At 69.8% G+C, this 21903-nt stretch carries 23 protein-coding genes and 1 pseudogene; 14 read left to right on the top strand and 10 right to left on the bottom strand.

Annotated elements, in window-relative coordinates; translation table 11 throughout:
- Position 1 precedes the first annotated feature (1 nt).
- The 4 genes from IF78_RS0118960 (at position 2) to IF78_RS0118945 (ending at position 3967) form a co-directional block, all read left to right on the top strand.
- Positions 2 to 1378, top strand: a complete 1377-nt coding sequence (locus IF78_RS0118960) for a cytochrome P450 family protein (RefSeq protein WP_031486427.1) — start codon at positions 2 to 4, stop codon at positions 1376 to 1378.
- 89 nt (positions 1379 to 1467) lie between these two features.
- A complete protein-coding gene (locus IF78_RS0118955) occupies positions 1468 to 2718 on the top strand; it encodes a cytochrome P450 (RefSeq protein WP_031486428.1) in 1251 nt (416 codons plus the stop codon).
- Positions 2715 to 3512, top strand: a complete 798-nt coding sequence (locus tag IF78_RS0118950; protein ID WP_051827990.1) for an enoyl-CoA hydratase/isomerase family protein — start codon at positions 2715 to 2717, stop codon at positions 3510 to 3512. Before IF78_RS0118955 ends, IF78_RS0118950 begins: the two co-directional genes overlap by 4 nt.
- Positions 3513 to 3670: 158 nt before the next feature.
- On the top strand, positions 3671 to 3967 hold the full coding sequence (locus IF78_RS0118945; RefSeq protein WP_031486430.1) for a DUF2218 domain-containing protein: 297 nt from the start codon (positions 3671 to 3673) through the stop codon (positions 3965 to 3967).
- Here the strand turns inward: IF78_RS0118945 and IF78_RS0118940 are convergent.
- Positions 3958 to 4383 carry a pyrophosphohydrolase domain-containing protein gene (locus IF78_RS0118940; RefSeq protein WP_051827988.1) on the bottom strand — a complete coding sequence of 142 codons (426 nt, stop codon included), beginning with the start codon at positions 4381 to 4383 and terminating at the stop codon, positions 3958 to 3960. The genes IF78_RS0118945 and IF78_RS0118940 overlap by 10 nt on opposite strands.
- A 131-nt stretch (positions 4384 to 4514) precedes the next feature.
- Between IF78_RS0118940 and IF78_RS0118935 the strand changes: the two genes are divergently transcribed.
- Positions 4515 to 5510: a TAXI family TRAP transporter solute-binding subunit gene (locus IF78_RS0118935; RefSeq protein WP_031486432.1), complete on the top strand. Its 996-nt coding sequence runs from the start codon at positions 4515 to 4517 to the stop codon at positions 5508 to 5510.
- A gap of 102 nt (positions 5511 to 5612) precedes the next feature.
- Here the strand turns inward: IF78_RS0118935 and IF78_RS0118930 are convergent, their stop codons facing one another.
- Together IF78_RS0118930 and IF78_RS0118925 are read right to left on the bottom strand one after the other, a co-directional pair.
- Entirely contained in the window at positions 5613 to 7004 is a 1392-nt protein-coding gene (locus tag IF78_RS0118930; RefSeq protein WP_031486433.1) for a sensor histidine kinase, read from the bottom strand.
- Between the two features lie 9 nt (positions 7005 to 7013).
- Positions 7014 to 7700 carry a response regulator transcription factor gene (locus IF78_RS0118925; protein WP_031486434.1) on the bottom strand — a complete coding sequence of 229 codons (687 nt, stop codon included), beginning with the start codon at positions 7698 to 7700 and terminating at the stop codon, positions 7014 to 7016.
- Between the two features lie 288 nt (positions 7701 to 7988).
- Between IF78_RS0118925 and IF78_RS0118920 the strand changes: the two genes are divergently transcribed.
- From IF78_RS0118920 to IF78_RS0118890, 8 genes are all read left to right on the top strand, one after another.
- Positions 7989 to 8765 carry an amino acid ABC transporter ATP-binding protein gene (locus tag IF78_RS0118920; RefSeq protein WP_031486435.1) on the top strand — a complete coding sequence of 259 codons (777 nt, stop codon included), beginning with the start codon at positions 7989 to 7991 and terminating at the stop codon, positions 8763 to 8765.
- 129 nt (positions 8766 to 8894) lie between these two features.
- Entirely contained in the window at positions 8895 to 9740 is an 846-nt protein-coding gene (locus tag IF78_RS0118915) for a glutamate ABC transporter substrate-binding protein (RefSeq protein WP_031486436.1), read from the top strand.
- 96 nt (positions 9741 to 9836) lie between these two features.
- Positions 9837 to 10511, top strand: a complete 675-nt coding sequence (locus IF78_RS0118910; RefSeq protein WP_031486437.1) for an amino acid ABC transporter permease — start codon at positions 9837 to 9839, stop codon at positions 10509 to 10511.
- The gene (locus IF78_RS0118905; protein ID WP_031486438.1) at positions 10508 to 11416 is read left to right on the top strand and encodes an amino acid ABC transporter permease; all 909 of its coding nucleotides are present in this window, start codon (positions 10508 to 10510) and stop codon (positions 11414 to 11416) included. The genes IF78_RS0118910 and IF78_RS0118905 overlap by 4 nt, the downstream gene beginning before the upstream one ends.
- Before the next feature lie 174 nt (positions 11417 to 11590).
- Entirely contained in the window at positions 11591 to 13249 is a 1659-nt protein-coding gene (locus tag IF78_RS0118900; RefSeq protein WP_031486439.1) for an FAD-dependent monooxygenase, read from the top strand.
- Positions 13250 to 13277: 28 nt separating this feature from the next.
- Complete coding sequence (locus IF78_RS50890; RefSeq protein ID WP_425314621.1) at positions 13278 to 13430, top strand: putative leader peptide; 153 nt, start codon at positions 13278 to 13280, stop codon at positions 13428 to 13430.
- 92 nt (positions 13431 to 13522) lie between these two features.
- Positions 13523 to 14119, top strand: a complete 597-nt coding sequence (locus IF78_RS0118895) for a cupin domain-containing protein (RefSeq protein ID WP_031486440.1) — start codon at positions 13523 to 13525, stop codon at positions 14117 to 14119.
- Positions 14120 to 14331: 212 nt separating this feature from the next.
- Positions 14332 to 14793 (top strand): rhodanese-like domain-containing protein, encoded by a 462-nt coding sequence (locus IF78_RS0118890; RefSeq protein WP_425314622.1) that lies wholly within the window; start codon positions 14332 to 14334, stop codon positions 14791 to 14793.
- A gap of 140 nt (positions 14794 to 14933) precedes the next feature.
- On the opposite strand, the gene recX is transcribed toward IF78_RS0118890, so the two are convergent.
- The 4 genes from recX to IF78_RS0118870 all read right to left on the bottom strand — a co-directional run bounded on the left by recX (position 14934) and on the right by IF78_RS0118870 (position 18829).
- Positions 14934 to 15779 carry a recombination regulator RecX gene (recX, locus tag IF78_RS46225; protein ID WP_078662498.1) on the bottom strand — a complete coding sequence of 282 codons (846 nt, stop codon included), beginning with the start codon at positions 15777 to 15779 and terminating at the stop codon, positions 14934 to 14936.
- Positions 15780 to 15782: 3 nt separating this feature from the next.
- On the bottom strand, positions 15783 to 16910 hold the full coding sequence (recA, locus tag IF78_RS0118880; RefSeq protein WP_031486443.1) for a recombinase RecA: 1128 nt from the start codon (positions 16908 to 16910) through the stop codon (positions 15783 to 15785).
- 398 nt (positions 16911 to 17308) lie between these two features.
- Positions 17309 to 18574, bottom strand: coding sequence for an AI-2E family transporter (locus tag IF78_RS0118875; RefSeq protein WP_078662510.1), 1266 nt, complete (start codon positions 18572 to 18574; stop codon positions 17309 to 17311).
- A gap of 60 nt (positions 18575 to 18634) precedes the next feature.
- The gene (locus IF78_RS0118870; RefSeq protein ID WP_031486445.1) at positions 18635 to 18829 is read right to left on the bottom strand and encodes a DUF3046 domain-containing protein; all 195 of its coding nucleotides are present in this window, start codon (positions 18827 to 18829) and stop codon (positions 18635 to 18637) included.
- A gap of 80 nt (positions 18830 to 18909) precedes the next feature.
- On the opposite strand from IF78_RS0118870, the gene IF78_RS0118865 reads away from it, so the two are divergent.
- Positions 18910 to 19851 (top strand): hypothetical protein, encoded by a 942-nt coding sequence (locus IF78_RS0118865; protein ID WP_031486446.1) that lies wholly within the window; start codon positions 18910 to 18912, stop codon positions 19849 to 19851.
- A 6-nt stretch (positions 19852 to 19857) separates the two neighbouring features.
- Here IF78_RS0118865 and IF78_RS0118860 read toward each other — a convergent pair whose 3' ends face one another.
- From IF78_RS0118860 to IF78_RS0118850, 3 genes and pseudogenes are all read right to left on the bottom strand, one after another.
- The gene (locus tag IF78_RS0118860; protein WP_031486447.1) at positions 19858 to 20166 is read right to left on the bottom strand and encodes an AzlD domain-containing protein; all 309 of its coding nucleotides are present in this window, start codon (positions 20164 to 20166) and stop codon (positions 19858 to 19860) included.
- Positions 20163 to 20894, bottom strand: coding sequence for an AzlC family ABC transporter permease (locus IF78_RS0118855; protein ID WP_031486448.1), 732 nt, complete (start codon positions 20892 to 20894; stop codon positions 20163 to 20165). Before IF78_RS0118855 ends, IF78_RS0118860 begins: the two co-directional genes overlap by 4 nt.
- Positions 20777 to 21756 (bottom strand): annotated as a pseudogene (locus IF78_RS0118850) (AraC family transcriptional regulator); the annotation flags it as partial. The gene IF78_RS0118855 and the pseudogene IF78_RS0118850, both read right to left, overlap by 118 nt.
- Positions 21757 to 21903 lie beyond the last annotated feature (147 nt).

The raw sequence follows: 21903 nt of genomic DNA, 5'->3' as shown, positions 1-21903 counted from the left end.
CATGCAACAGCACTCCGACAGGACCGGGGCACCGGCCGGCTGCCCCGCTCACGCCAATCCCCAGCTGTACGGACCCGAATTCGGCTCCGACCCCGAGGGCCACTACGCCCGCCTGCGCTCGCTCGGGCCCAGTGCCCCGGTCGACATCGCGCCGGAGGTCCAGGTCGAGCTGGTGACCAGTTACGACGCGAGCCTGCACATCCTGCAGAACCCCGCCTTGTTCGTCCGGGACTCACGCCGTTGGAACGCGCTGAACGAAGGGCGTGTGCCCGCGGACAGCCCGGCCCTGCCCATGATGGGTTACCGCCCCAACGCGCTGTTCAGCGACGGAGCGGCACACGCTCGCCTGCGGCAGGCGGTCACGGACAGTCTCGCCACCGTCGACGAGGTCCGGCTCGCCCGTCTGACGCAGCAGTCGGCCGACTACCTGATCAGCCGGTTCAGCTCCGAACCCCTCGGCCAGGCCGAGCTGATGACCGCATACACCCAGCCGCTGCCCCTCCTGGTCTTCAGCGACCTGTTCGGCTGCCCGCCCGAGATCGGCGACCGCGTCATCGTCGGGATCAGCGGCATCTTCGAGGGCGCCCCCGGTGCGGACGAGATACTCGGCGGTGCGCTCGCCGAACTGATCGCCCTCAAGCGCCACCAGCCCGGCGAGGACCTCACCACCCGCCTGATGGTGCACTCCGCCCGGCTGAGCGACGAGGAAGTGCTGCACCAGCTCGTCACCCTGCTCTCCGGCGGAACCGCACCCCTCGCCGCCGCGATCGGCACCAGCAGCGCGCTGTATCTCAGCGACGACTGGCCGTCGGGCCTGCCGGTCGAGGAAGCGGTCGTGAAGACCCTCTGGAACTACGCGCCCATCGCCAACTACGCGGCTCACTACCCCACCCAGGACGTCGAGCTGAACGGCAGGATCCTCAGGGCCAACGACCCGGTCCTGATCTCCTTCGCGGCGGCCAACACCGACCCCAAGCTGACCGCACACCGAGAACAGCTCAGCGCCAAGGCCCACTTGGCCTTCGGCGCCGGCCCGCACGCGTGCCCGGCCAAGGACCCCGCGCTCATGCTCGTGGCGACGGCCGTGGAGTCCCTGCTCAACCGGCTGCCCGATGTCGAACTGCGCGTGCCGTTCAAGGACCTCGCCTGGGTGCCGACGCCGTGGAGCCGCTCCCTGGTGGCGCTTCCCGTCCGGTTCACCCCCCGTGCCGTGCCGTGGGCCGCCGACACGCAGCCCACGACGCCGGGGTCCGTCGGGCCCGTGCAGCAGTCCGCTGTCTCCGCGCAGGTACGTCCGGCGGCGCGGCCGGCCCACCACGCGGCGCAGCCGAAGGGCGGGCTGTTCAGCCGCTTCCGTGCGTGGATGAGGGGCGAGTGACGTAGGTAACCCTGTGGGGACGCAGTGTTATTGGATGATTGAACTATCTCAGGGGTACGTATGGCGGCTGGCAGAAAGGAGCCGCCACCGTGGGGAGTGTCACGACCCCGTCAGCCGCCCGTCGGGCGACCGTCTCTCTCTTCTCCCGTCTCCGGACGGCAGAGGGACAAGCGGACCCTTTTCCGATCTACGCGGAACTGCGGGCACAGGGCGGCGGGATCAGTCCTGCCCCCTGGGGAGGATTCCTCGTAACGAGTTTCCACACCTGTGACCAGGTACTGCGCAGCAGTGCCTGGCTCGAGCCGGACACGCGCTGGAGGGAACGGCAAGGGGAGCGCACCCGCTGGAGCGCCTCCTCCTCCCGGGAGATCAGCCGTACCCTGCCCGCCCTCAATCCCCCGGAGCACACCGCCGTGCGCCGGGCAGCCGGCAACTTCGACCGCGCCACCATCGACCGCATGACCCCGAGAGTGGACCGGGTGGTCGAGCGTCTCCTCGACACCGTGATGGAGCGTCTCCACACAGGGGAGGCGGACTTCGCCGCCCTGGTGAGCGAGGAACTCCCCGTCGCCACCGTCGGAGACTGGCTCGCGCTGCCGAGCGCGGACTGGCCCCGCCTGCGCGAACTGACGCACGAGCAGGTCTTCACCCAGGAACTGCTGCCGTCCGCCAGCCAGCTGGCCCGATCAGACGCCGCGATGGCCGAACTACGCGCCTACTTCCTCGACTTGGTGCGCGAGCGGCGCGCACGTCCCGGCGAGGACCCCGTGTCCAGGTGGATCAGAACCTGGGACGCCATGGAACCGGACCGGGACAAGGCCGATGAAGCGGTCTACTTCCTGGCGCTGTTCGTCTTGCTGGCGGCCCTGGAGACCACGTCCACCCTTCTGTCGACCATGGCGCTTCTGCTGGTCGAGCATCCCGACCGGTGGAATCTGCTCGCCGCGCAGCCCGACCTCGTACCCGCGTTCGTGGAGGAGACACTGCGCTACGACCCCCCGACCCATGTGATCAGCCGGGTCGGCGCGCAGGACTGCCTCCTGGACGGCGTCGAGGTCCGCGCGGACGAGATGCTCCACCTCATGGTGGGAGCCGCCCACCGGGACCCCGCCCAGCACAGCCGTCCCGACCTCTTCGATCCCCACCGCAAGCCCGCTCATCTCGCCTTCAGCGGAGGCATCCACTACTGCCTCGGAGCGCCCCTGGCCCGGCTGGAGGCACAGACCCTGCTACGCCGCATGATCACGCTTCTTCCCCCTCTCACCCTGGTCCGCACCCCCTCCCGGGCGCCCCGCGTGGCGTTCCGGCGTCTGCTCAACCTGGATGTCGCCCTCGCATGAACACGCCGACGCTCACCCCGACGCCCACGTCCGCGTCCACGCCCATAGGCATCGCGCAGGACGGTCCCGTCCTCCACCTCCGGCTCAACTCCTCCGCCCAGGACGACACCCTGAGCGCCGCCGTCCTGGACGAACTCATCGCCGTTCTCGACAGCCTCCCCGAACGGCCCGACATCCGCATCCTGGTCCTGTCCTCGACGGGCGACGACTTCTGTCTGGGGGCCGACCGCCGGGAATACCAGGACGCCCTGACGCTGGATCCGACCGGAGCCACACTGCGCCGCATCGCGGACAAGGCCCACCGCCTGTGCCAGGCCCTGGAGAACACCCACGCCGTCACCATCGCCCGACTGCACGGCAAGGTCATCGGAGCGGGCCTCGCGCTCGCCGCCTACTGCGATCTCCGCGCGGGTGCGGACACCTGCCGGTTCCGCATGCCGGAAGTCGGCGTCGGCCTCGCTCCTGCCTGGGGCGGCGCCATGGGCCGCCTGATCTCGGAGGCCGGCGCCGCGAGGATCCGCGAACTCATGCTCACCTGCGACCTCTTCGACGCGGTCACCGCCCTCCGGCTCGGTCTCCTCCACAAGGTCGCTCCCCTCGACCAGCTGGACGACACCATCGCCGCCTGGACAAGACCCCTCGCGCGGCGCTCCCCCGAGGCACTGGTCCTGACCAAACGCATGCTCACCGGCTACGCGAAGGCCGCCCGCACCGCCGACATCGCCTTGCTGGACTCCCATCTCCTGACCGCCCAGCTGATCCCGCACCGCGGCAGCGACCGACACCAGCCCTGACCGGCGCCGGGCTCGGGCACGCGCGGTGCACGGGCCCACCGGGCGCCGGAAGCGGGAAGCGGTAGGCATATTCAAATTTGAAGCGTCGGGTTATCGTCGACCCGTCGTGTTTCAAAATTGAATCAGCCGACTCGTCCCGCCCTCGAAGGAGTGCTGGTATGCCTTCCTCCCTCGCCCGCGTCGCCACCGACGCCGCCCCGCGCTACGCCAAGCAGCTCGCCTCGCACTTCGGCCGGAAGATCCCGGCGGAGGAGACGGCCGACGGCGGACACCGCCTCACCTTCCAGAACACCGACGTCGTCCTCGAACCGCAGGACGACCACCTGCTGATCCGGGTCACCGCACCCGACGCACCCACGCTCACCACCATCCAGGAGGTCGTGGGCAGCCACCTCGAACGCTTCGGCCGCCGTAACGAACTCGTCGTCACCTGGGACGAGCCCACTCAGGACTGATCACGAGGCTGCTCAGGACCGACCGAACCCCAACCCTGGCGGCGCAGCACACCCGACACATCCGGTGCCTCGTAGTGCTCGCCCTTGAGCACCTTGCCGTCGGCCCGGCGCGCGACCTGACCGTCGGGGCCCAGCTTGGTCATGTTGGAGCGGTGGATCTCGGCGAGTACGGCGTCGAGGTCGATGCCGTGCACCAGAGCCGTGCCGTACGCGACGTAGACGACGTCCGCCAGCTCGTGCGCGAGCCTGTCGAGCGGGCCGATGACGGCCACTTCGGCGACCTCCGCGGCCTCCTCCGCGAGCAGCTCTCCCCGGTGCGCGGCGATGTCCGGGGAGACCTCGGTAGGCGTGGCGCGGGCGTCCAGGCCGAAGGCGAGGTGGAATTCACGGACGAGGTCGGCGGGCGAGGAACTCATGCGCCGACTGTAGCGGCCGGGTCCGACAGTCCCTGCCGCCGAGGCGTCCGGCCCGAAAGGCCGCCATCGCGCCCTCCCTCTGTGACCCCTGCCCTGGTCAGCACCGTGCACCGGCTGGCAGGATCTCGGCCATGTCCAAGGCACTCACCCGCATCACCAGGCACCGTGCCCTGCGGGGCACGGCCGCCGGGCTCGTTGCCCTGGGGTTGCTGCTGTGGTGGCTGCTGCCCCTGGGCGAGGATCCGCCGAGCGGGACGATCACGTTCAGCACGGGCACGCGCGCGGGTGTCTATCAGGAGTACGGCGCCCTGCTGCGCAAGGAGCTCGCCAAGGACATGCCGCAGCTGAAGGTGAAGCTGCTGACGAGTGACGGCTCGCAGGAGAACGTCGAGCGCGTGGCGACCGGGCAGGCCGACTTCACGATCGCCGCCGCCGACGCGGTGGACACGTTCAAGATCGGCGGCAGGCCCGTCGTCGACCGGCTGCGCGGTGTCGCCCGCCTCTACGACGACTACGTCCAGTTGGTCGTGCCGCCGGACTCCGACATCCGCTCTGTCGCGGACCTGAAGGGCAAGCGGGTGGCCATAGGGCTGCCGAACTCGGGCGTACGGCTGATCGCCACCCGGGTGCTGGAAGCCGCCGGCATCGACCCGGAGAAGGACATCACGCCCCGGTCGGACGGCATCGACACTGGGCCCAAGCGGCTGGGGCACGAGCTCGACGCGTTCTTCTGGTCGAGCGGGGTGCCCACGGACGGGCTGGAGGAGATCGCCGAGACGTCCTCCTTCCGGTTCGTGCCGATCGACGCCGACCTCGTCGCCAAGGTGCACGCCCAGGGCGACGCGGCCCACTTCTACCGCGCGACCAACATGCCGGAGTCGGCCTACCCCACCATCCAGAACGGCGACACGGTGCCGACGATCGCCGTCTCCAACCTGCTGATCACCCGCAAGGACATGGACCCCCGGCTCACCGAGTGGCTGACCCGCACGGTGATCAAGAGCCGCGACGGCATCGGTGCCCACGTCCACTCCGCGCAACTGGTCGACCTGCGCACGGCGATCTACACGGATCCGCTGCCCCTGCACGAGGGCGCCAAGCGCTACTACCGTTCGGTCAAGCCGTAGAGACCCGGGCGGCGCCCCCGGCCACGATGCGCGGCGCCAACTCGCTACGGCGCGCTGCACCAGCCCGCGACGGGTGCCTGCCCGGCGCCGCCGTGCGCCCCGCTACTGCGTAGGCGCCGTCCTGGGCACCGTCACCGTCACCCGCAGCCCCTGCGGTTCGTTGCGGCCGTACGAGATGGCGCCCCCGCCCGCCGCGAGCAGCGCGCGAGAGATCGACAGGCCGAGGCCGGAGCCCTTGATGTTCTGGTGCCGGCCGCTGCGCCAGAAGCGGTCGCCGACGCGAGCGAGTTCCTCGTCGGTGAGGCCGGGGCCGTGGTCGGCCACCACGATGGTGGACGCGCTGCCGTTGGAGGTGACGGTCACCTCGACGCGCTCGCCCTTCGGGGTGAACTTGACGGCGTTGTCGATCACGGCGTCCAGCGCGCTGGACAGCGCCACCGGGTCGGCCCAGGCGGTGGTGGGCGGGCAGTCCCCCACCAGCCGTACGCCCTTGGCCTCGGCGGTCGGCGCCCAGGCCGCGACGCGCTCGGCGGTCAGCGCGCCGACGTCGGTGAGCCGCAGGTCGGCCTCGGTGTGCTCGGCCAGAGCGAGGTCGAGCAGGTCGTCGAGGACCTGGGCCAGGCGCTTGCCCTCCGCCTGGACCGACGCGATCTCCGCATTGCCCTCCGGAAGTTCGAAAGCGAGCAGTTCGATGCGCAGCAGCAGCGCCGCGAGCGGGTTGCGCAGCTGGTGCGAGGCGTCGGCGACGAAGGCGCGCTGCTGCTCCAGGACGTCCTCGACGTTGTCCGCCATCTCGTTGAACGACCGGGCCAGCCGCCTGAGTTCCGGCGGACCGCTGGCGACCGCGACCCGTGACTTCAGGCGGCCGCTCGCGATCGCGTGTGTGGTGGTGTCCAGCACGCGCACCGGCCTGAGCACCCAGCCGGTCAGCCTCAGCGCGGCCCCGACGGCCACCAGCATCGCGGCCGTCAGACCGGCGCCGATGATCAGCCAGCCGTCCAGGATCCGCGAACGCATCTGCCCGGTGGGCGAGTCGGTGACGACGACCGCGACGACGTCACCGTCCCGGATGACCGGTGAGGCGACGACGAGACGTCCCCGCTGCCAGGGCCATACCTGCTGCGGATCGTGGCTGCGCCGACTGAGCAGCGACTCCTCGAAGGCGTCGCGCACCTCGCCACTCTCGGGCAGGAACCAGGTCGTCGGCCCGTTCGCCAGGGGCGTGTCATTGGGCAGGAAGACGCCGGCCCGGATGCCGTAGACCTCGTAGTAGCTCTCGAGTTCCCGGCTCAGGATGCGCAACTCGTCTCGGGATCCGGTGGTCGTGTCGGCGGCGGGGCGCGCGATCGCCGCGAAGTACGCCGTGTCGTCGATACGGTCGACGACCACCTTCTGCTGCTGGGCCGAGGCCAGGCTGACGGCGAGCGGTACGCCGAGTGCGAGCAGTACGGCCGCCATCAGGACGATGAGCAGCGGGAGAAGACGAGTGCGCACCCTTGCCCGCTACGACGCCGGGGCGACGAGTCGGTAGCCGACGCCGCGTACGGTCTCGATCAGGGCAGGCATGCGCAACTTGGCGCGCAGGGACGCCACATGCACCTCAAGAGTGCGCCCGGTCCCCTCCCAACTCGTGCGCCACACCTCGCTGATGATCTGCTCCCGGCGGAAGACCACTCCGGGGCGCTGGGCGAGCAGGGCGAGGAGATCGAACTCCTTGCGGGTCAGTTGGACGATCGAACCGTCGACGCTGACCTGACGGGTGGGCAGTTCGATGTGCACCGCGCCCAGGCGCAGCACTCCGTCGCCCGCCGTCCCCGCGTCCTCCTGCACGGTGCGCCGGCTGACCGCGTGGATCCGGGCGAGCAGTTCTCCGGTGTCGTACGGCTTCACCACATAGTCGTCGGCGCCGAGGTTGAGGCCGTGGATGCGGGAGCGGACGTCGGAGCGCGCGGTCACCATGATCACCGGGGTGCTGGTGCGCTTGCGGATCTTGCCGCAGACCTCGTATCCGTCCTGGTCCGGCAGGCCGAGGTCGAGAAGGACGACGCCGAAGCCGTTGCCCTCGGGAACGAGCGCCTGGAGGGCCTCCTCGCCGCTACGCGCGTGCGTGACGTCGAAACCGTGCCGTGCCAGGATCGCGGACAGCGCGGCGGCGACATGGTTGTCGTCCTCGACGAGGAGCAGTCTCATCCCGGCCTCCTTCGGTTCATCGGCCGTACGATGCGGATAGGTACACACATCGTGCACGCGCGCGCGTGCACCAAGAGAGTCACGCTGATGGACGAGGACGCCGTCAAGTGGGTTCCGGTTGCGGGCGGCTTCCGTTATGCAGCCGGTACGCGCCCAGCTCACAAGTGCTACGACACGTGTCCGATTGCTATCGGATCGTGATGCTCAGATTCCCCTCAGAACTAATGACGCAGGTCGGATACGGTTATTACTGTCCTCCGAAACCGAGGAGGACGGAGCCTGAGAGCGATGACCGAAGTATCGGTGGCCAAGGACAATGTGGCCGCGACCGGCGACCTGGTCGTCCTGAAGAACGTCAACAAGCACTTCGGCGCGTTGCACGTGCTGCAGGACATCGATCTGACGATCGCCCGCGGTGAGGTCGTCGTGGTCATCGGACCCTCCGGGTCCGGGAAGTCCACCCTGTGCCGCACCATCAACCGCCTCGAGACGATCGACTCGGGCTCGATCGCCATCGACGGCAAGCCGCTGCCCGCGGAAGGCAAGGAGCTGGCCCGGCTGCGCGCAGACGTCGGGATGGTCTTCCAGTCCTTCAACCTTTTCGCGCACAAGACCGTGCTCGAGAACGTGATGCTGGGCCAGATCAAGGTCCGTAAGGCGGACAAGAAGAAGGCCGAGGAGAAGGCCCGCTCCCTGCTCGACCGGGTGGGCGTGGGCAGCCAGGCGGACAAGTACCCCGCCCAGCTCTCCGGCGGCCAGCAGCAGCGTGTGGCCATCGCCCGGGCGCTGGCCATGGACCCGAAGGTCATGCTCTTCGACGAGCCGACGTCGGCTCTGGACCCCGAGATGATCAACGAGGTCCTCGAGGTCATGCAGCAGCTCGCCCGCGACGGCATGACCATGATCGTCGTCACCCATGAGATGGGCTTCGCCCGTTCCGCCGCCAACCGGGTGGTATTCATGGCCGACGGCAAGATCGTCGAAGAAGCTGTGCCGGACCAGTTCTTCAGCAACCCGCGCAGCGACCGTGCCAAGGACTTCCTGTCCAAGATCCTGCACCACTGACGGACCGCTTCACGCACCAGACGACCTGCGTCATCCAACCCTCTGAGGGACAACCCTCCGAAGGACAACCGTCGGAGGGGACACCTCTCCGACGGGACGCATCTCTTCATCACGCAAAGGATGTTCACCATGAAGCTCCGCAAGGCCTCCGCTGCGGCCGCCGCTGCACTCGTCCTTTCCCTCACTGCCACCGCCTGCGGTGGCGGCGACGGTGACAACGAGGGCGGCTCGGGCTCCGGTGGCGGCGACAAGATCAAGATCGGCATCAAGTACGACCAGCCCGGTCTGGGCCTGAAGGAGCCGGACGGCACCTTCTCCGGCTTCGACGTCGACGTGGCGACGTACGTGGCCAAGGAGCTCGGTTACGACGCCGACCAGATCGAGTTCGTCGAGACCAAGACCCCCGACCGCGAGAACGCCCTCAAGCGCGGCGACGTCAAGTTCATCGCGGCCACCTACTCGATCACCGACGAGCGCAAGAAGTCGGTCGACTTCGCCGGCCCGTACCTGCTGGCCCACCAGGACCTGCTCGTCAAGGCCGACTCCGACATCACCGAGGCCACCGACCTCAACGGCAAGAACCTGTGCTCGGTGGTCGGCTCCACCTCGGCGCAGAACGTCAGGGACGACTTCGCCCCGAAGGCCAATCTGCAGGAGCGGAGCGGCTACTCGGAGTGCATCTCCTCGCTGCAGAGCGGTGCCGTGGACGCCCTGACCACGGACGACTCGATCCTCGCCGGCTTCGCCTCGCAGGAGCAGTACAAGGGTCAGTTCAAGCTCGCCGGCCTCAAGCTGAGCAACGAGAACTACGGCATCGGCGTGAAGAAGGGTGACACCGAGACCCTGAACAAGATCAACGCTGCCCTCGAGAAGATGGTCAGCTCGAAGGCCTGGGACAAGGCGGTCAAGGACAACTTCGGTCCGGCCAACTACAAGAACGAGCCCGCGCCGAAGATCGGCGTCATCGTCCAGTAGCGCAAGGATCCACCGGCGCGCCGCCGTCCACCGCGATCAGGGCGGCGGCGCGCCGCGCTATCCACATACGCCACCCACCCGGAAGCGCGGGAGATCGTGTTCGACTTTCTTTCTGACTATGACAACCCAACCCTGTTGGGTGCCTTCTGGATGACGGTGAAACTCACCGTCCTCTCCGGCCTCGGTTCCCTGGTCTGGGGCACCCTTCTGGCCGCGATGCGGGTCAGCCCGGTCCCGCTCATGCGTGGGTTCGGCACGGCCTATGTGAACATCGTCCGGAACATCCCCCTGACGGTCATCATCATCTTCACCTCGCTCGGCCTCGCCGATGTCTTCGGCGTGACGATGGGCGCCACCGACTTCAAGGTCCAGGGCTTCCGCCTGGCGATCCTCGGTCTCGTCGGCTACACCGCGGCCTTCGTCTGCGAGGCGATTCGTTCCGGCATCAACACCGTGCCGCTCGGCCAGGCCGAGGCGGCCCGTGCCATCGGGCTGACCTTCAGTCAGACCCTGCGGCTCGTCATCCTCCCGCAGGCCTTCCGCTCGGTCATCGGCCCGCTGGCCAACGTGTTGATCGCTCTGACCAAGAACACCACTGTGGCGGCCGCGATCGGCGTGGCCGAAGCCGCCTACCTGATGAAGGAAATGATCGAGAACGAGGCTCAGGTGCTGCTCATCGGCGCCATCTTCGCCTTCGGTTTCGTGGTACTGACCCTGCCCACCGGCCTCATCCTCGGCTGGCTGAGCAAGCGACTGGCGGTGAAGCGATGAGCTCCGTTCTCTACGACGCCCCCGGCCCCAGGGCCAAACGGCGCAATGTACTCCTCTCGGTGGTCTTCTTCGCCCTGCTCGTCCTTCTCGTGTGGTTCGTCTATGACGCCATGGACGAGAAGAACCAGCTGGAGTGGGCGCTGTGGAAGCCGTTCACCGAGTCCCCGGCCTGGACGACCTACCTGCTGCCGGGTCTGGCCGACACACTGACGGCCGCGGCACTGGCCATGGTGATCGCCCTGCCGCTGGGCGCGGTCTTCGGTATCGCACGGCTCTCCGACCACCGGTGGGTGCGGGGCCCGTCCGCCACCGTGATCGAGTTCTTCCGGGCGATCCCGGTCCTGCTGCTGATGCTGTTCGCCAACGAGGCCTACGACCGCTGGGCGAACTTCACCACCGAACAGCGGCAACTCTACGCAGTCGTCACCGGCCTGGTGCTCTACAACGCGGCCGTCCTCGCCGAGGTCGTACGAGCCGGCATCCTCGCCCTGCCCAAGGGGCAGTCGGAGGCCGCCATGGCGATCGGCCTGCGCAAGAACCAGACGATGCGAGTCATCCTGCTGCCGCAGGCCGTCACCGCCATGCTGCCGGCCATCGTCAGCCAGCTCGTGGTCATCGTGAAGGACACCGCCCTGGGCGGCGTGATGATCGGGTTCACCGAGCTGCTCAGCACGCGCGCCACGCTGGCGGCCGCCTTCGGCAACCCCATCGCCAGCTTCGTCGTGGTGGCGCTCATCTACATCGTGCTCAATTTCATCCTCACCAGCTTCGCGAGCTGGCTGGAGAAGAGGCTGCGGCGCAGCAAGAAGAGCACGGGTGCGGTGCTCAGCGCCGAGGACATGGAGGAGCTGAACCCGGCGGCGACGGGCGGTACCTACGGGACCGGCGCCGGAGGAACGATCTGACCTCTGGTCACATCGCTTACGTACGGAGGGCAGTGGCATGATCGCCACTGCCCTCCGTCACTTGACGCAAGCACCGGCAATGGGTTGCATACGTTCTGTGATCGTGCACCCTGCTCCAACTTTCTGTTCACTTGCGTCCCTCGGGACACCGCTGCGGGCAGGGGGCGCCGCGCCGTGGACCCGGTGATCATCGTCGGAGCGGGGCCCGTCGGGCTCACGCTCGCCCTGGCGCTGGCCCGTCAGGAGGTGCCGTCCGTCGTTCTCGACGAGGGGCCCGGCAAGGACGAGCCGCGCTTCGCCCGCACCGTCGTCCTGCGTGAGGACACCGCCGCCCTGATGGAGCGTCTGACGGGTGTGCCGCTCGCCGAGGCCGGGACCCGCTGGGCCGGATGGCGGGCGATGCGGCGCAAGCAGGTGATGCGCGAGGTCAAGTTCGACGACGCAGCAGAAGGGCGAGAGGGCGGCACGAACCCCGCCCCCCTGCACATCGCCCAGCACGTACTGACCAACGCCCTGCGCACCGCCCTCGCCGACGAACCGCTCGTCAAGATCGCCGTGGACAGCCGCCTGGACGCCATCGAGCAGGAGCCGTCCGGCGTCACCGCCCACACCCGCGGTCCCAAGGGCACCTGGTGGCGCGGCAGCTACCTGGTCGGCTGCGACGGCCCGCGCTCGACCGTCCGCAAGCTCCAGGACATCCGTTTCCCCGGCCGTACGGCGGTGGAGCGACACGCCGTGGCCGCGCTGCGGGCGGAACTTCCGTGGGACGGTGAGGCGTTGCTCCATCGGATGCCGCCGTGGCGGACGTCCGGACCTTCGGGCGGGGAGGTCACCGGACGGCCGCTTCCGGACGGGGTGTGGCGCCTCGACTGGCTGCTGCCGCCGGGCAAGGACCTGGTCACGCCCGAGGTGCTCGTCGCCCGCATCCGGGAGACGCTCGCCGGGTGGACCGGCGGGTCGACACCGCCGTACGAACTCCTCGACACCGGAGTGCACACGGTCCACCACCGCCTGGCCCGCCGCTGGCGCGTGGGCCGCGTCTTTCTCGCCGGAGACGCGGCGCACTGCCTCGGCACGCTGGGCACGCACGGGCTCGAGGAGGGGCTGCGGGACGCCGACAACCTCGCCTGGAAGCTGGCGCCGGCCTGGCACCACGGGCCGCGTGAGGCACTGCTCGACAGCTACCAGACCGAGCGGCGCGCCGCCGTCTCCGCCCGGCTGCGCGCCGCCGACCAGGCGCTGCCGCTGCTGCGTGGCGGCGGAGGGCTGCGCGCGTACGTGCCCGGCTCGGCCCGGGGCCATGACGTGCTGCTGATGGACGGCCATCTGGGGCACGGGGCGATCGGTGCGCCGGGGGCGTACACCAACTCGCCGCTCGCGCCGCAGCAGCTGGAGGGCGAGGTCCCCGTGGACACGCCGCGCGGTGCGCAGGTCGTGGACGTACGGGTCACTGCCGAGGACGGCTCCTTCGTACGGCTGCGGGACCGGCTCGGTCGCAACGCGCTGCTGGTCCTGCTGATCGCGCCGGGCACGGGCGTATGGGATCGCAAGCACTGGGCGACCGCCGGGATCATGCCCCGGCTGGTGGCAGCGGTGACGGCACTGCCCTATCCGGCGGAGCTGCTGGTCGCGGAGAGCTACCCGGGGGCGGCCGCGCACTCGGTCCTGCTGGTGCGGCCGGACGGGCACCTGGTGACGGCGCTGAGCGGGGTACGGCCCGCCGATCTGTACACGGCGGCCGAGGCGGCGCTGGGGGGACCGGTCAAGGCTCAGGCGGGGGCGACGGCGCAGGCCGGGGCCACGGAGGCCGGGGCCACGGCTGGGTCCCGATGATGCCCCTGACGTAGAACTCACTGTCACTGTGCGGTGCGGTCCGCACAGTGACAGTGAGTTGACCGGTTCGCACCGGCATGGTGTACTCCGGACCGTGACCGACACCTGTGTGCGCCTGTGGCGGAGGGTCCATATGGACCTCGTCCGCTATGCGGGCTGCGTGTGTCGCCCGTCCTCCTGAACTCGCATCCCCTCACTTCCAGCGCGCCACTCCTGTCTCCTGACGCCCCTGCGGTCGCGCGCTCTTCGCGAACTCTCTTCAGGACGGTGCTCGTGTCTGTCCCTTCTGCCTCCCCTGCCGCATCTCGGCCGGTTCCCACACCGGTCTCGACGCCCGATTCCTCGCCGGTTTCCCCGCCGGTCTCAACACCGGTTTCCACGCCTACGCAGGCAGATCTCCTCGACTTCGTACGGCGTACCGCTGCCGACGCCGACTTGATCGCCTCGCTTCCGCTCGACCCCGAGGGCCGTACCTGGGTACGGCTCGAAGGCCCCGGCGGCAGCGAGGCCTGGCTGATCGGCTGGCCGCCCGGTACCGGCACCGGCTGGCACGATCACGCCGAGTCGGTCGGGGCCTTCGTTACGGCGGCCGGTGAGCTCAAGGAGCACTCACTCGCCGTCCGGCTGCCCGCCGACGGCTGGAAGACGCTGGAACTGACGGACGACGTGGACCGGGAACGCCGACTGCCGGCCGGCAAGGGCCGCTCCTTCGGCCGACACCATGTCCACGAGGTCCTCAACGAATCCGCCGACCGGCATGCGATCTCCGTCCACGCCTACTATCCGCCGCTGCCGCAGATCCGCCGTTTCAGTCGCAGCGGGCCGATCCTGCGCTTGGAGCAGGTGGAGCGGCCGGAGGACTGGCAGTGAGCGCGGCGGGGGGATGGTCTGTGCCGGTGAGCGGACAGGCTTGGGTGCCGGTGCCGGTGCGGGGCTTGGGCGGACGGTCGGCTGGTGGGGGTGAGGTGGCTGTGAGTGGCGCGAGCGAGCAGTCGGGCGGCTTGAGTGGAGTGGACGAGCTGGGCGCGGGCGTGGGCGAGCAGTCAGCACGTGGAAGCGAGCCGCAGGCGCGCCTCGGCAGCGTGAGTGAACAGGCGGTCCACAAGGGCGAGGCGAAGGCGGGCGTGGGGGGCGTGGAGGAACGTCCGGTCGGCATCGACGAGTTGCTTCAGCGGGTGCGTGCCGGCTACACGCGGGTCGAGCCCCGGGAGGCGTACGAGGCCGCTCAGCACGGCGAGGCTCTGCTGGTCGACATCCGCTACGCGGCCCTGCGCGAGCGGGACGGACTGATCCCGGGCGCCCTCGTCGTCGAGCGCAACGAGCTCGAGTGGCGCCTCGATCCCCAGGGCAGCCATCGCGTCCGTGAGGCCACGAGCCACGATCTGCGAGTAGTGGTGATCTGCAACGAGGGCTACGCGTCGAGTCTGGCGGCCGAGTCGCTACAACGGCTGGGGCTGCGCCGGGCCACCGATCTCGTCGGAGGGTTCCAGGCGTGGCGGGCGGAGGGGCTCCCGGTGGCGTCGGGGGCGGGCGCGGCGGAGTAGCCGGCGGCGGCCCCACCCCCGACCACTCCGAACCCGGCCCCGAACGCGATGGGCGCCCCCGCGCGTCCACCGTGTCCGGGGCCGGAATCCTGCGGTTCCGGACCTTCACCGACTCCTCGCCCCACAGCCGGACTCCGGACTCAGAACCCCTCGTCCCCGAGGAACTCCGTGTCCTCGCCTTCTTCCTCCAGTGCCTGGCGGACCACCCGCAGAGCCATCCCCTCGGGGTAGCCCTTCCGGGCGAGCATGCCCGCGAGGCGGCGCAGGCGTTTGTCGCGGTCGAGGCCGCGCGTGGAGCGGAGTTTGCGGGCGACGAGTTCGCGTGCGGTCGTCTCTTCCTGCTCGGAGTCGAGCTGTGCGACGGCCGCGTCGATCAGCGTCGAGTCGACGCCCTTGGTCCGCAACTCCTGGGCGAGCGCACGCCTGGCCAGTCCCCGGCCGTGATGCCGGGACTCCACCCAGGCGTCCGCGAACGCACTGTCGTTGATGAGGCCGACCTCCTCGAACCGCGACAGCACCTCCTCGGCGGCGTCGTCCGGGATCTCCCGCTTGCGCAGGGCGTCAGCGAGTTGCTTCCGCGTGCGCGGGGTCCCGGTGAGCAGACGCAGACAGATCGCCCGCGCCTGCTCCACCGGGTCCCCCGGGGACGTCCTCTCCTCGGCCCTCGACGAGGAAGAGGCGCCTCCGTCCTCACCGGACGGCTCCGCGCGCCCGCGCCGACGACGCCCGCGCGGGCCACCCGAGCCATCCGAACGCCGAGCCCCGCCACGGCCTCGGCGCGAGCCACCCCGAGGGCCATCGGCGCCGTACGCCGATTCGCCCTCCTGCCATGCTTCGCTGTCGTGCCCCCCGTCCGCGTCATGGGCCGCGCCCTCTCCATGGGCGTAGCCGCCCTGCCCGGAGGAGTTCTCGCCGCCGTCGCTCCCCCACTCCCGCGGAGCGTCCGGGTAGACGGTGTACTCGGCCCAATCGGTTCGCCGTGTCACGGATCAGCTCTTGGCTGCCGCGGCCTTGGTCTTGGCTGTCTTGGCCGCTGCCGGAGCCGGCACCGCCTTAGCGGCGTCGTCCGGGGCGGCGGAGACCGCGGCGTCCGCGCCCGGCTCGGCGGCCGGCTCCTCCGGACGCACGCCGACGCCCAGCTTCTCCTTGATCTTCTTCTCGATCTCGTTGGCCAGGTCGGGGTTGTCCTTCAGGAAGTTGCGGGCGTTCTCCTTGCCCTGGCCGAGCTGGTCGCCCTCGTACGTGTACCAGGCGCCGGCCTTGCGGACGAAGCCGTGCTCCACGCCCATGTCGATCAGACCGCCCTCACGGCTGATGCCCTGGCCGTAGAGGATGTCGAACTCGGCCTGCTTGAAGGGCGGCGCGACCTTGTTCTTGACGACCTTGCAGCGGGTGCGGTTGCCGACCGCCTCCGTGCCGTCCTTCAGGGTCTCGATGCGGCGGATGTCGATACGCACCGAGGCGTAGAACTTCAGCGCCCGGCCACCGGTCGTGGTCTCCGGGGAGCCGAACATGACGCCGATCTTCTCGCGGAGCTGGTTGATGAAGATCGCGGTGGTCTTGGACTGGTTGAGCGCGCTGGTGATCTTCCGCAGGGCCTGGCTCATCAGACGGGCCTGCAGACCCACGTGCGAGTCGCCCATCTCGCCCTCGATCTCCGCGCGCGGGACGAGCGCGGCGACGGAGTCGATGACGATGAGGTCGAGGGCGCCGGAGCGGACCAGCATGTCCACGATCTCCAGCGCCTGCTCACCGTTGTCCGGCTGGGACAGGATCAGGTTGTCGATGTCGACGCCGAGCTTCTTCGCGTACTCGGGGTCGAGGGCGTGCTCGGCGTCCACGAAGGCGACCTGGCCGCCGGCCTTCTGCGCGTTCGCCACCGCGTGCAGGGTCAGGGTCGTCTTACCGGAGGACTCCGGGCCGTAGATCTCCACGACACGGCCGCGGGGCAGGCCGCCCACGCCGAGGGCCACGTCGAGGGCGGTCGACCCGGTCGAGATGACCTCGATGGGCTCCTTCGACCGCTCGCCCATGCGCATGACCGCGCCCTTGCCGAATTGCCGTTCAATCTGTGCGAGCGCGGCGTCGAGCGCCTTCTCGCGGTCGGTTCCTGCCATGGGTTCCACCCGGTTTGCTTGAGTCGATCGCTTCACGTCAAAGACGCTAACGCCTGCCACTGACAATGCGCCCCGACGCCCGTCCGGCCTGTGGATAACTCGGGCACTTATCTGTCGAAACCGTGGCGAAATGCCCGTCGAGATCCTCGCCGGAGCCTCCATAAGAATGGATGTTCGATTTTGGTGTCAAGCGCATCACGCGACACCTGCGAGACTGCGTTCGCGGCCTGACACGGCCGCGGATTCCCCGTCGACTCCCCGCCCCGGCCGGCTCACGTCCGCCGTCACGCCTCGGTGCCACAGGCGCGGCCGACCGCCAGTCCCGCGATGCCCACCGAACCGCTGCCTGCCGACCGGCCGACCGTGGCCGTCCGTAGCGGCCGTGGTCGGCACGAGTCTCAGGCAGAGCCCTCCCCGGAGCCCCCCGACCGCGAGTGCTCCGCTCCCGGCCGCCGGGCCCACAGCGCACGTATGCGCCTGATCAGCCCCCGCCCCGTCCCCCGGTGATGCCCGTGGACGCGGGGGTCGTCCGTGACGGCGTACCGCTTCACGTACGCCCCCAGGAACGCCTGCAGCGTGGCGACCGCGGGGATGGCGATCAGCGCGCCCACCGCGCCGAGGAGGGCGGTGCCCGCGATGACCGAACCGAAGGCGACCGCGGGGTGGATGTCGACGGTCTTCGCGGTCAGCTTGGGCTGCAGCACGTAGTTCTCGAACTGCTGGTAGATCACGACGAAGATCAGCACCCACAGCGCGTACCACGGATCGACCGTGAAGGCGATGAGCATGGGCAGGGCGCCCGCGAGATAGGTGCCGATGGTGGGGATGAACTGCGAGACCAGGCCGACCCACACGGCCAGCGCGGGCGCGTAGGGCACGTCCAGGCTCTCCAGCAGGATGTAGTGGGCTATGCCGGAGATGAGCGCCATCAGACCGCGCGAGTACAGGTAGCCGCCGGTCTTGTTGACGGCGATCTCCCACGCGCGCAGCACCTCGGCCTGCCTGGCGGGCGGCAGCACGGAGCACAGGGCGCGACGCAGGCGCGGGCCGTCCGCGGCGAAGTAGAACGAGAACAGCGTGATCGTCAGCAGCTGGAAGAGACCGCCGAGGACCTGGGCGGACACGTCCAGGACGCCGGTGGCACTGTTCTGCACGTAGTTGCGCAGCCAGTCGGAGCGGAGCAGTCCCTCCTGGACGTCCACGCGTCGCAGCTCGGTGTTGAAGTGCGTGTTGATCCAGTTGATGACGGAGTCGAGATAGTTCGGGAAGTCCTCGACGATCTTGATGATCTGGCCCGCGAGCATGGAGCCCAGCAGCGTCACGAAACCGGCGGACACGACGATCACGGCGAGGAAGACGAGGGCCGTGGCCAGTCCCCGGCGCATGCCGCGCGAGGCCATCCAGCTCACCGCGGGCTCGATGGCCAGGGCCAGGAAGAACGCGATGAGGATGTTGATCAGCAGCCCGGTGAGCTGGTGGAAGGCCCAGCTGCCCAGCTGGAACACGCCCACCAGCGCCAGCGCCAGCACCATGGCGCGCGGCAGCCAGCGCGGCATGCGGGAGTTCGCCTCGGCGTCGCCCCCGCCGGGAGGCGGGTTGGGCGGCGTCGTGCCGAACGGGGATCCCTGCCGGGCGAGCTGCCCGGTCTCGTCAGTGCGTGCCACGAAGCAAGTCTCGCCCACGCCACCGACAATCGGCCCCGGTCCTTCGATCTTCGTTACCGGTCAGCGCTTCTCCCCCGGAACGTTCATGACGGCACAGACCACACGCCACACGTCCTTGGCCTCCCAGCCGGCGTCCAGCGCCTCGTGCACCGTGCGCCCGCCGAGCTCCGACATCACGTGGTCGCGCGCGAAGATGTCGGCGTACCCCGGACCGAAGTGGTCCGCCATTCGCTCCCAGAAGACCGTCAACCGCATGCGTCCAGTATCCCGCCCCTGAGAGTGGGCCTGCGCCGGGACCGCTTGCCGAGACCGCTTTCCGCCCTACGGTCTGACGCATGGCCGATACAGGAGCCCCACTCCCTCCGACGTCCCCGGCGCACTCTCCGCTCTTCCGCGCCGAGCAGTTCGTCTGGCTCACCGCGCGCGTGCTCGAGCAGCGCCTCTTCGCGTACCACTTCCTGAACGGCGCCGCCGAACCGGTGGAGACCGCGCTGGACGCCTACCGCAACGACGACGGTGGTTACGGCCACGCACTGGAGCCCGATCTGCGCGGCCCGGTCAGCCAGCCGCTGCACACCGGTCACGCACTGCGCATCCTGGACGCCATCGAACGCTGCGGCGGACAGCGCGTGGACCGCGTGTGCCGCTACCTCACCTCGGTCTCCACGCCGGACGGCGCCCTTCCGGCGATCCACCCCGGCCAACGCGGCTATCCAGCGGCTCCTTTCCTGCCGATCATGGACGATCCGCCCAGCGCGCTCCTCGCCACCGGGCCGGTGGTCGGCCTGTTGCACCGCAACGAGGTGTGGCACGCCTGGCTGTTCCGGGCCACGGACTTCTGCTGGCAGGCGGTCGAGTCCCTGGAGAAGTCCCATCCGTACGAGATCGAGGCCGCCGTGGCCTTCCTGGACTCCGTTCCGGACCGCACGCGCGCGGAGGCAGCCGCCGACCGACTGGGCCGGCTGGTGCGCGAACAGCGCCTCGCGGTGCTGGAGCCCGACAGCCTCGACGCGTACCCGGTCCCAACCGGCTACGCCCCGGGCGAGCACCACTTCCCGCACGACTACGCGAGGACACCGCGCTCCCTCGCGCGCGCGTGGTTCACGGACGACGAGATGAGCCGCTCCCTGGACCGCCTGGCGGGCGAGCAGCGGGAGGACGGCGGCTGGCCCATCCGCTGGCGCGAATGGGCACCGGGCACCGCCCTGGAGGCACGCCCCATGGTGACGATCGAGGCTCTGCGCACGCTCAGGGCGTACGGCCGCCACATCGGCTGACCCGCCTCACCCGCCCATGGCCCGCACGCCCGCCGTCACCACCACGGCCGCCGCGACGACGAGCAGGAACGGCGCCCGCAGGGCGAGCGCCACGGCGGCCGCGGCGACTCCGGCCACCCTTGCGTCCAGCACCAGCGCCTGCCCGTCGCCGAACGTCTGCTGAGCCGTGAGGGCGGCGAGGAGTGCGACGGGCAACAGCGCGGCGAGTCGCCGGACGAGAGGCTTCTCGAGAGCACCCGCGGGGACGAGGAGTCCGGCGAGCTTGACGACGTAACAGCCGAGAGCGGTGACACCGATCGCGATCCAGGTGCTCACAGCTGTCCCTCCCGCGCATCTCCCCGGCGACGCCCCTCGGCCCACAGCACGACCGGCGCCGCGAGAGCGGCCACCAGCACAGGCACGCCGGCGGGCAGCACGGGCAACAACCCGAGCCCCAGCACCACGGCCAGGCCGGCCACGGCACGCTCGGTCGCGGACTTCAGCATCGGCGCGAGCAGCGCCAGGAACACGGCGGGCCCGGCAGCGTCGAGCCCCCATGCGTCGGTGTCACCGATGGCCTCGGCCCCCAGCGCACCGAGCAGCGTGGTGAGATTCCAGAGCACGTACAGACTCAGTCCTGTCGCCACGAACCCGATCCGAGCGCTGCGCCGCGTCGGCTGCGCCAGTGCGACAGCCGCCGTCTCGTCGATCACCCACTGGGCGGCGAACGGCCGCACCGCGCGCGGGAGGCTGAGCAACTGCGACAGCCGCAGCCCGTAGAACGCGTTGCGCACTCCCAGGAAGAAGGCACCGGCCGCCGCGGTCAACGGGCTGCCGCCGGCCGCGAGCGCTCCCACGAGCGCGAACTGGGACGCTCCCGTGAACACCAGCAGGCTGAGCGCACAGGTCTGCAGGGGCGTGAGCCCGCTGCCCGCCGATGTCACCCCGAAGGCGAACCCGGACAGCCCGACGGCGACTCCGACGCCCAGGGCGTCCCGGACGACAGCCACGTCTGGCTTGCCTCCGGCGGCGCGGAGGTTTGCGAGAGTTCTCTGTTCTGGCACGCGTGCGACGCTACGAAAGTCCCTGCCAGGCGTCTTGTACGTTCTTGCGCTCCCGCTGATAGGCCCCCGGCGGCACGCCGACGATCCTGGTGAAGTGCCGGTTCAGATGCGGCTGGTCGGTGAACCCCACGGCAACGGCGGCCTCCGCCGGTGAGCCGCCCGCGTCCAGCAGCCGCCGAGCCCGCCGTACCCGCGCATCGGTGAGCCAGGTGTGCGGCGGCATCCCGTACAGATCCCGAAATGCCCGCAACAGGGCGAACGGCCCGGTACCGAGATCGGAGGCCAGCCTCTCCAGACTCGGCGGCTCGGCCATCCGCTCCTGCAGCACCTCACGCGCGCGTACCGCGATGCGAGCACCAGCCGTCCGCACCTCCCGCTGCGGCAGAGGACCACCGTTCAGCCGCAGCAGCCGTGTCACGGCGACGCGAAGCAACGTGTCGGCGGCCAGCGCGTTGCCCTCGTCGGCGGCACACAGCACCTGATGCACCAGGGCCACGGTGTACGGATCATCCAGCACCGGCCTGACGAACCCAGGGGTGCCGCGGATCGCGGTGGTCTCGGCCGCTATCTCCGCCACCACCTCCGGCGACGGATACACGGCCCCGTACTGCCACCCCTCCGGGACCCCCGCCCGCCCGGTGTGCGCCGTATCCGGATTGACCAACGCCAGCGCGTCGGCCCCCGCGTACTGATCGGCACCCCGGCAGTGAAAGATCTCCACACCGTTCGCGATGGCGGCGATCACAAAGTTCTCATGGGTGTGCCGCACGAACGTCTTGCGTATGTACCGGGCCCGCAGCAGATCGACGCCGGGCAACTCGGTGTACTGCCAGTGCCGCGCCTGCTCGCCCGAACCCGCCATGTCCCCATTGTCTGCGACGACAGCGAACGGATGAGCGCCAAATCACCCGTCGCCGCCCTTACCCACGACGAGATCGCAGGCGCCGGGCGCACCCCTCCGGCCCCCGATTCCATGGACGCATTCCCCACCCACCGGCAGGCAGAAGAC

It is taken from the genome of Streptomyces bicolor, assembly GCF_000719285.1.
GTDB classification, from domain to species: Bacteria; Actinomycetota; Actinomycetes; order Streptomycetales; family Streptomycetaceae; genus Streptomyces; species Streptomyces bicolor.
The sequence above is the reverse complement of the archived record's forward strand: the minus strand, read 5'-3'. Positions and strand labels throughout refer to the sequence as shown.

Excerpts from the sequence above, each read along its gene's own strand:
- IF78_RS0118950 (WP_051827990.1), top strand. The coding sequence starts at position 2,715 with ATGAACACGCCGACGCTCACCCCGACGCCCACGTCCGCGTCCACGCCC.
- IF78_RS0118915 (WP_031486436.1), top strand. The coding sequence starts at position 8,895 with ATGAAGCTCCGCAAGGCCTCCGCTGCGGCCGCCGCTGCACTCGTCCTT.
- recA (WP_031486443.1), bottom strand. The coding sequence starts at position 16,910 with ATGGCAGGAACCGACCGCGAGAAGGCGCTCGACGCCGCGCTCGCACAG.
- IF78_RS0118925 (WP_031486434.1), bottom strand. The coding sequence starts at position 7,700 with ATGAGACTGCTCCTCGTCGAGGACGACAACCATGTCGCCGCCGCGCTG.
- IF78_RS0118960 (WP_031486427.1), top strand. The coding sequence starts at position 2 with ATGCAACAGCACTCCGACAGGACCGGGGCACCGGCCGGCTGCCCCGCT.
- IF78_RS0118865 (WP_031486446.1), top strand. The coding sequence starts at position 18,910 with ATGGCCGATACAGGAGCCCCACTCCCTCCGACGTCCCCGGCGCACTCT.
- IF78_RS0118940 (WP_051827988.1), bottom strand. The coding sequence starts at position 4,383 with ATGAGTTCCTCGCCCGCCGACCTCGTCCGTGAATTCCACCTCGCCTTC.
- IF78_RS0118945 (WP_031486430.1), top strand. The coding sequence starts at position 3,671 with ATGCCTTCCTCCCTCGCCCGCGTCGCCACCGACGCCGCCCCGCGCTAC.
- IF78_RS0118920 (WP_031486435.1), top strand. The coding sequence starts at position 7,989 with ATGACCGAAGTATCGGTGGCCAAGGACAATGTGGCCGCGACCGGCGAC.
- IF78_RS0118870 (WP_031486445.1), bottom strand. The coding sequence starts at position 18,829 with ATGCGGTTGACGGTCTTCTGGGAGCGAATGGCGGACCACTTCGGTCCG.
- IF78_RS0118935 (WP_031486432.1), top strand. The coding sequence starts at position 4,515 with ATGTCCAAGGCACTCACCCGCATCACCAGGCACCGTGCCCTGCGGGGC.
- IF78_RS0118905 (WP_031486438.1), top strand. The coding sequence starts at position 10,508 with ATGAGCTCCGTTCTCTACGACGCCCCCGGCCCCAGGGCCAAACGGCGC.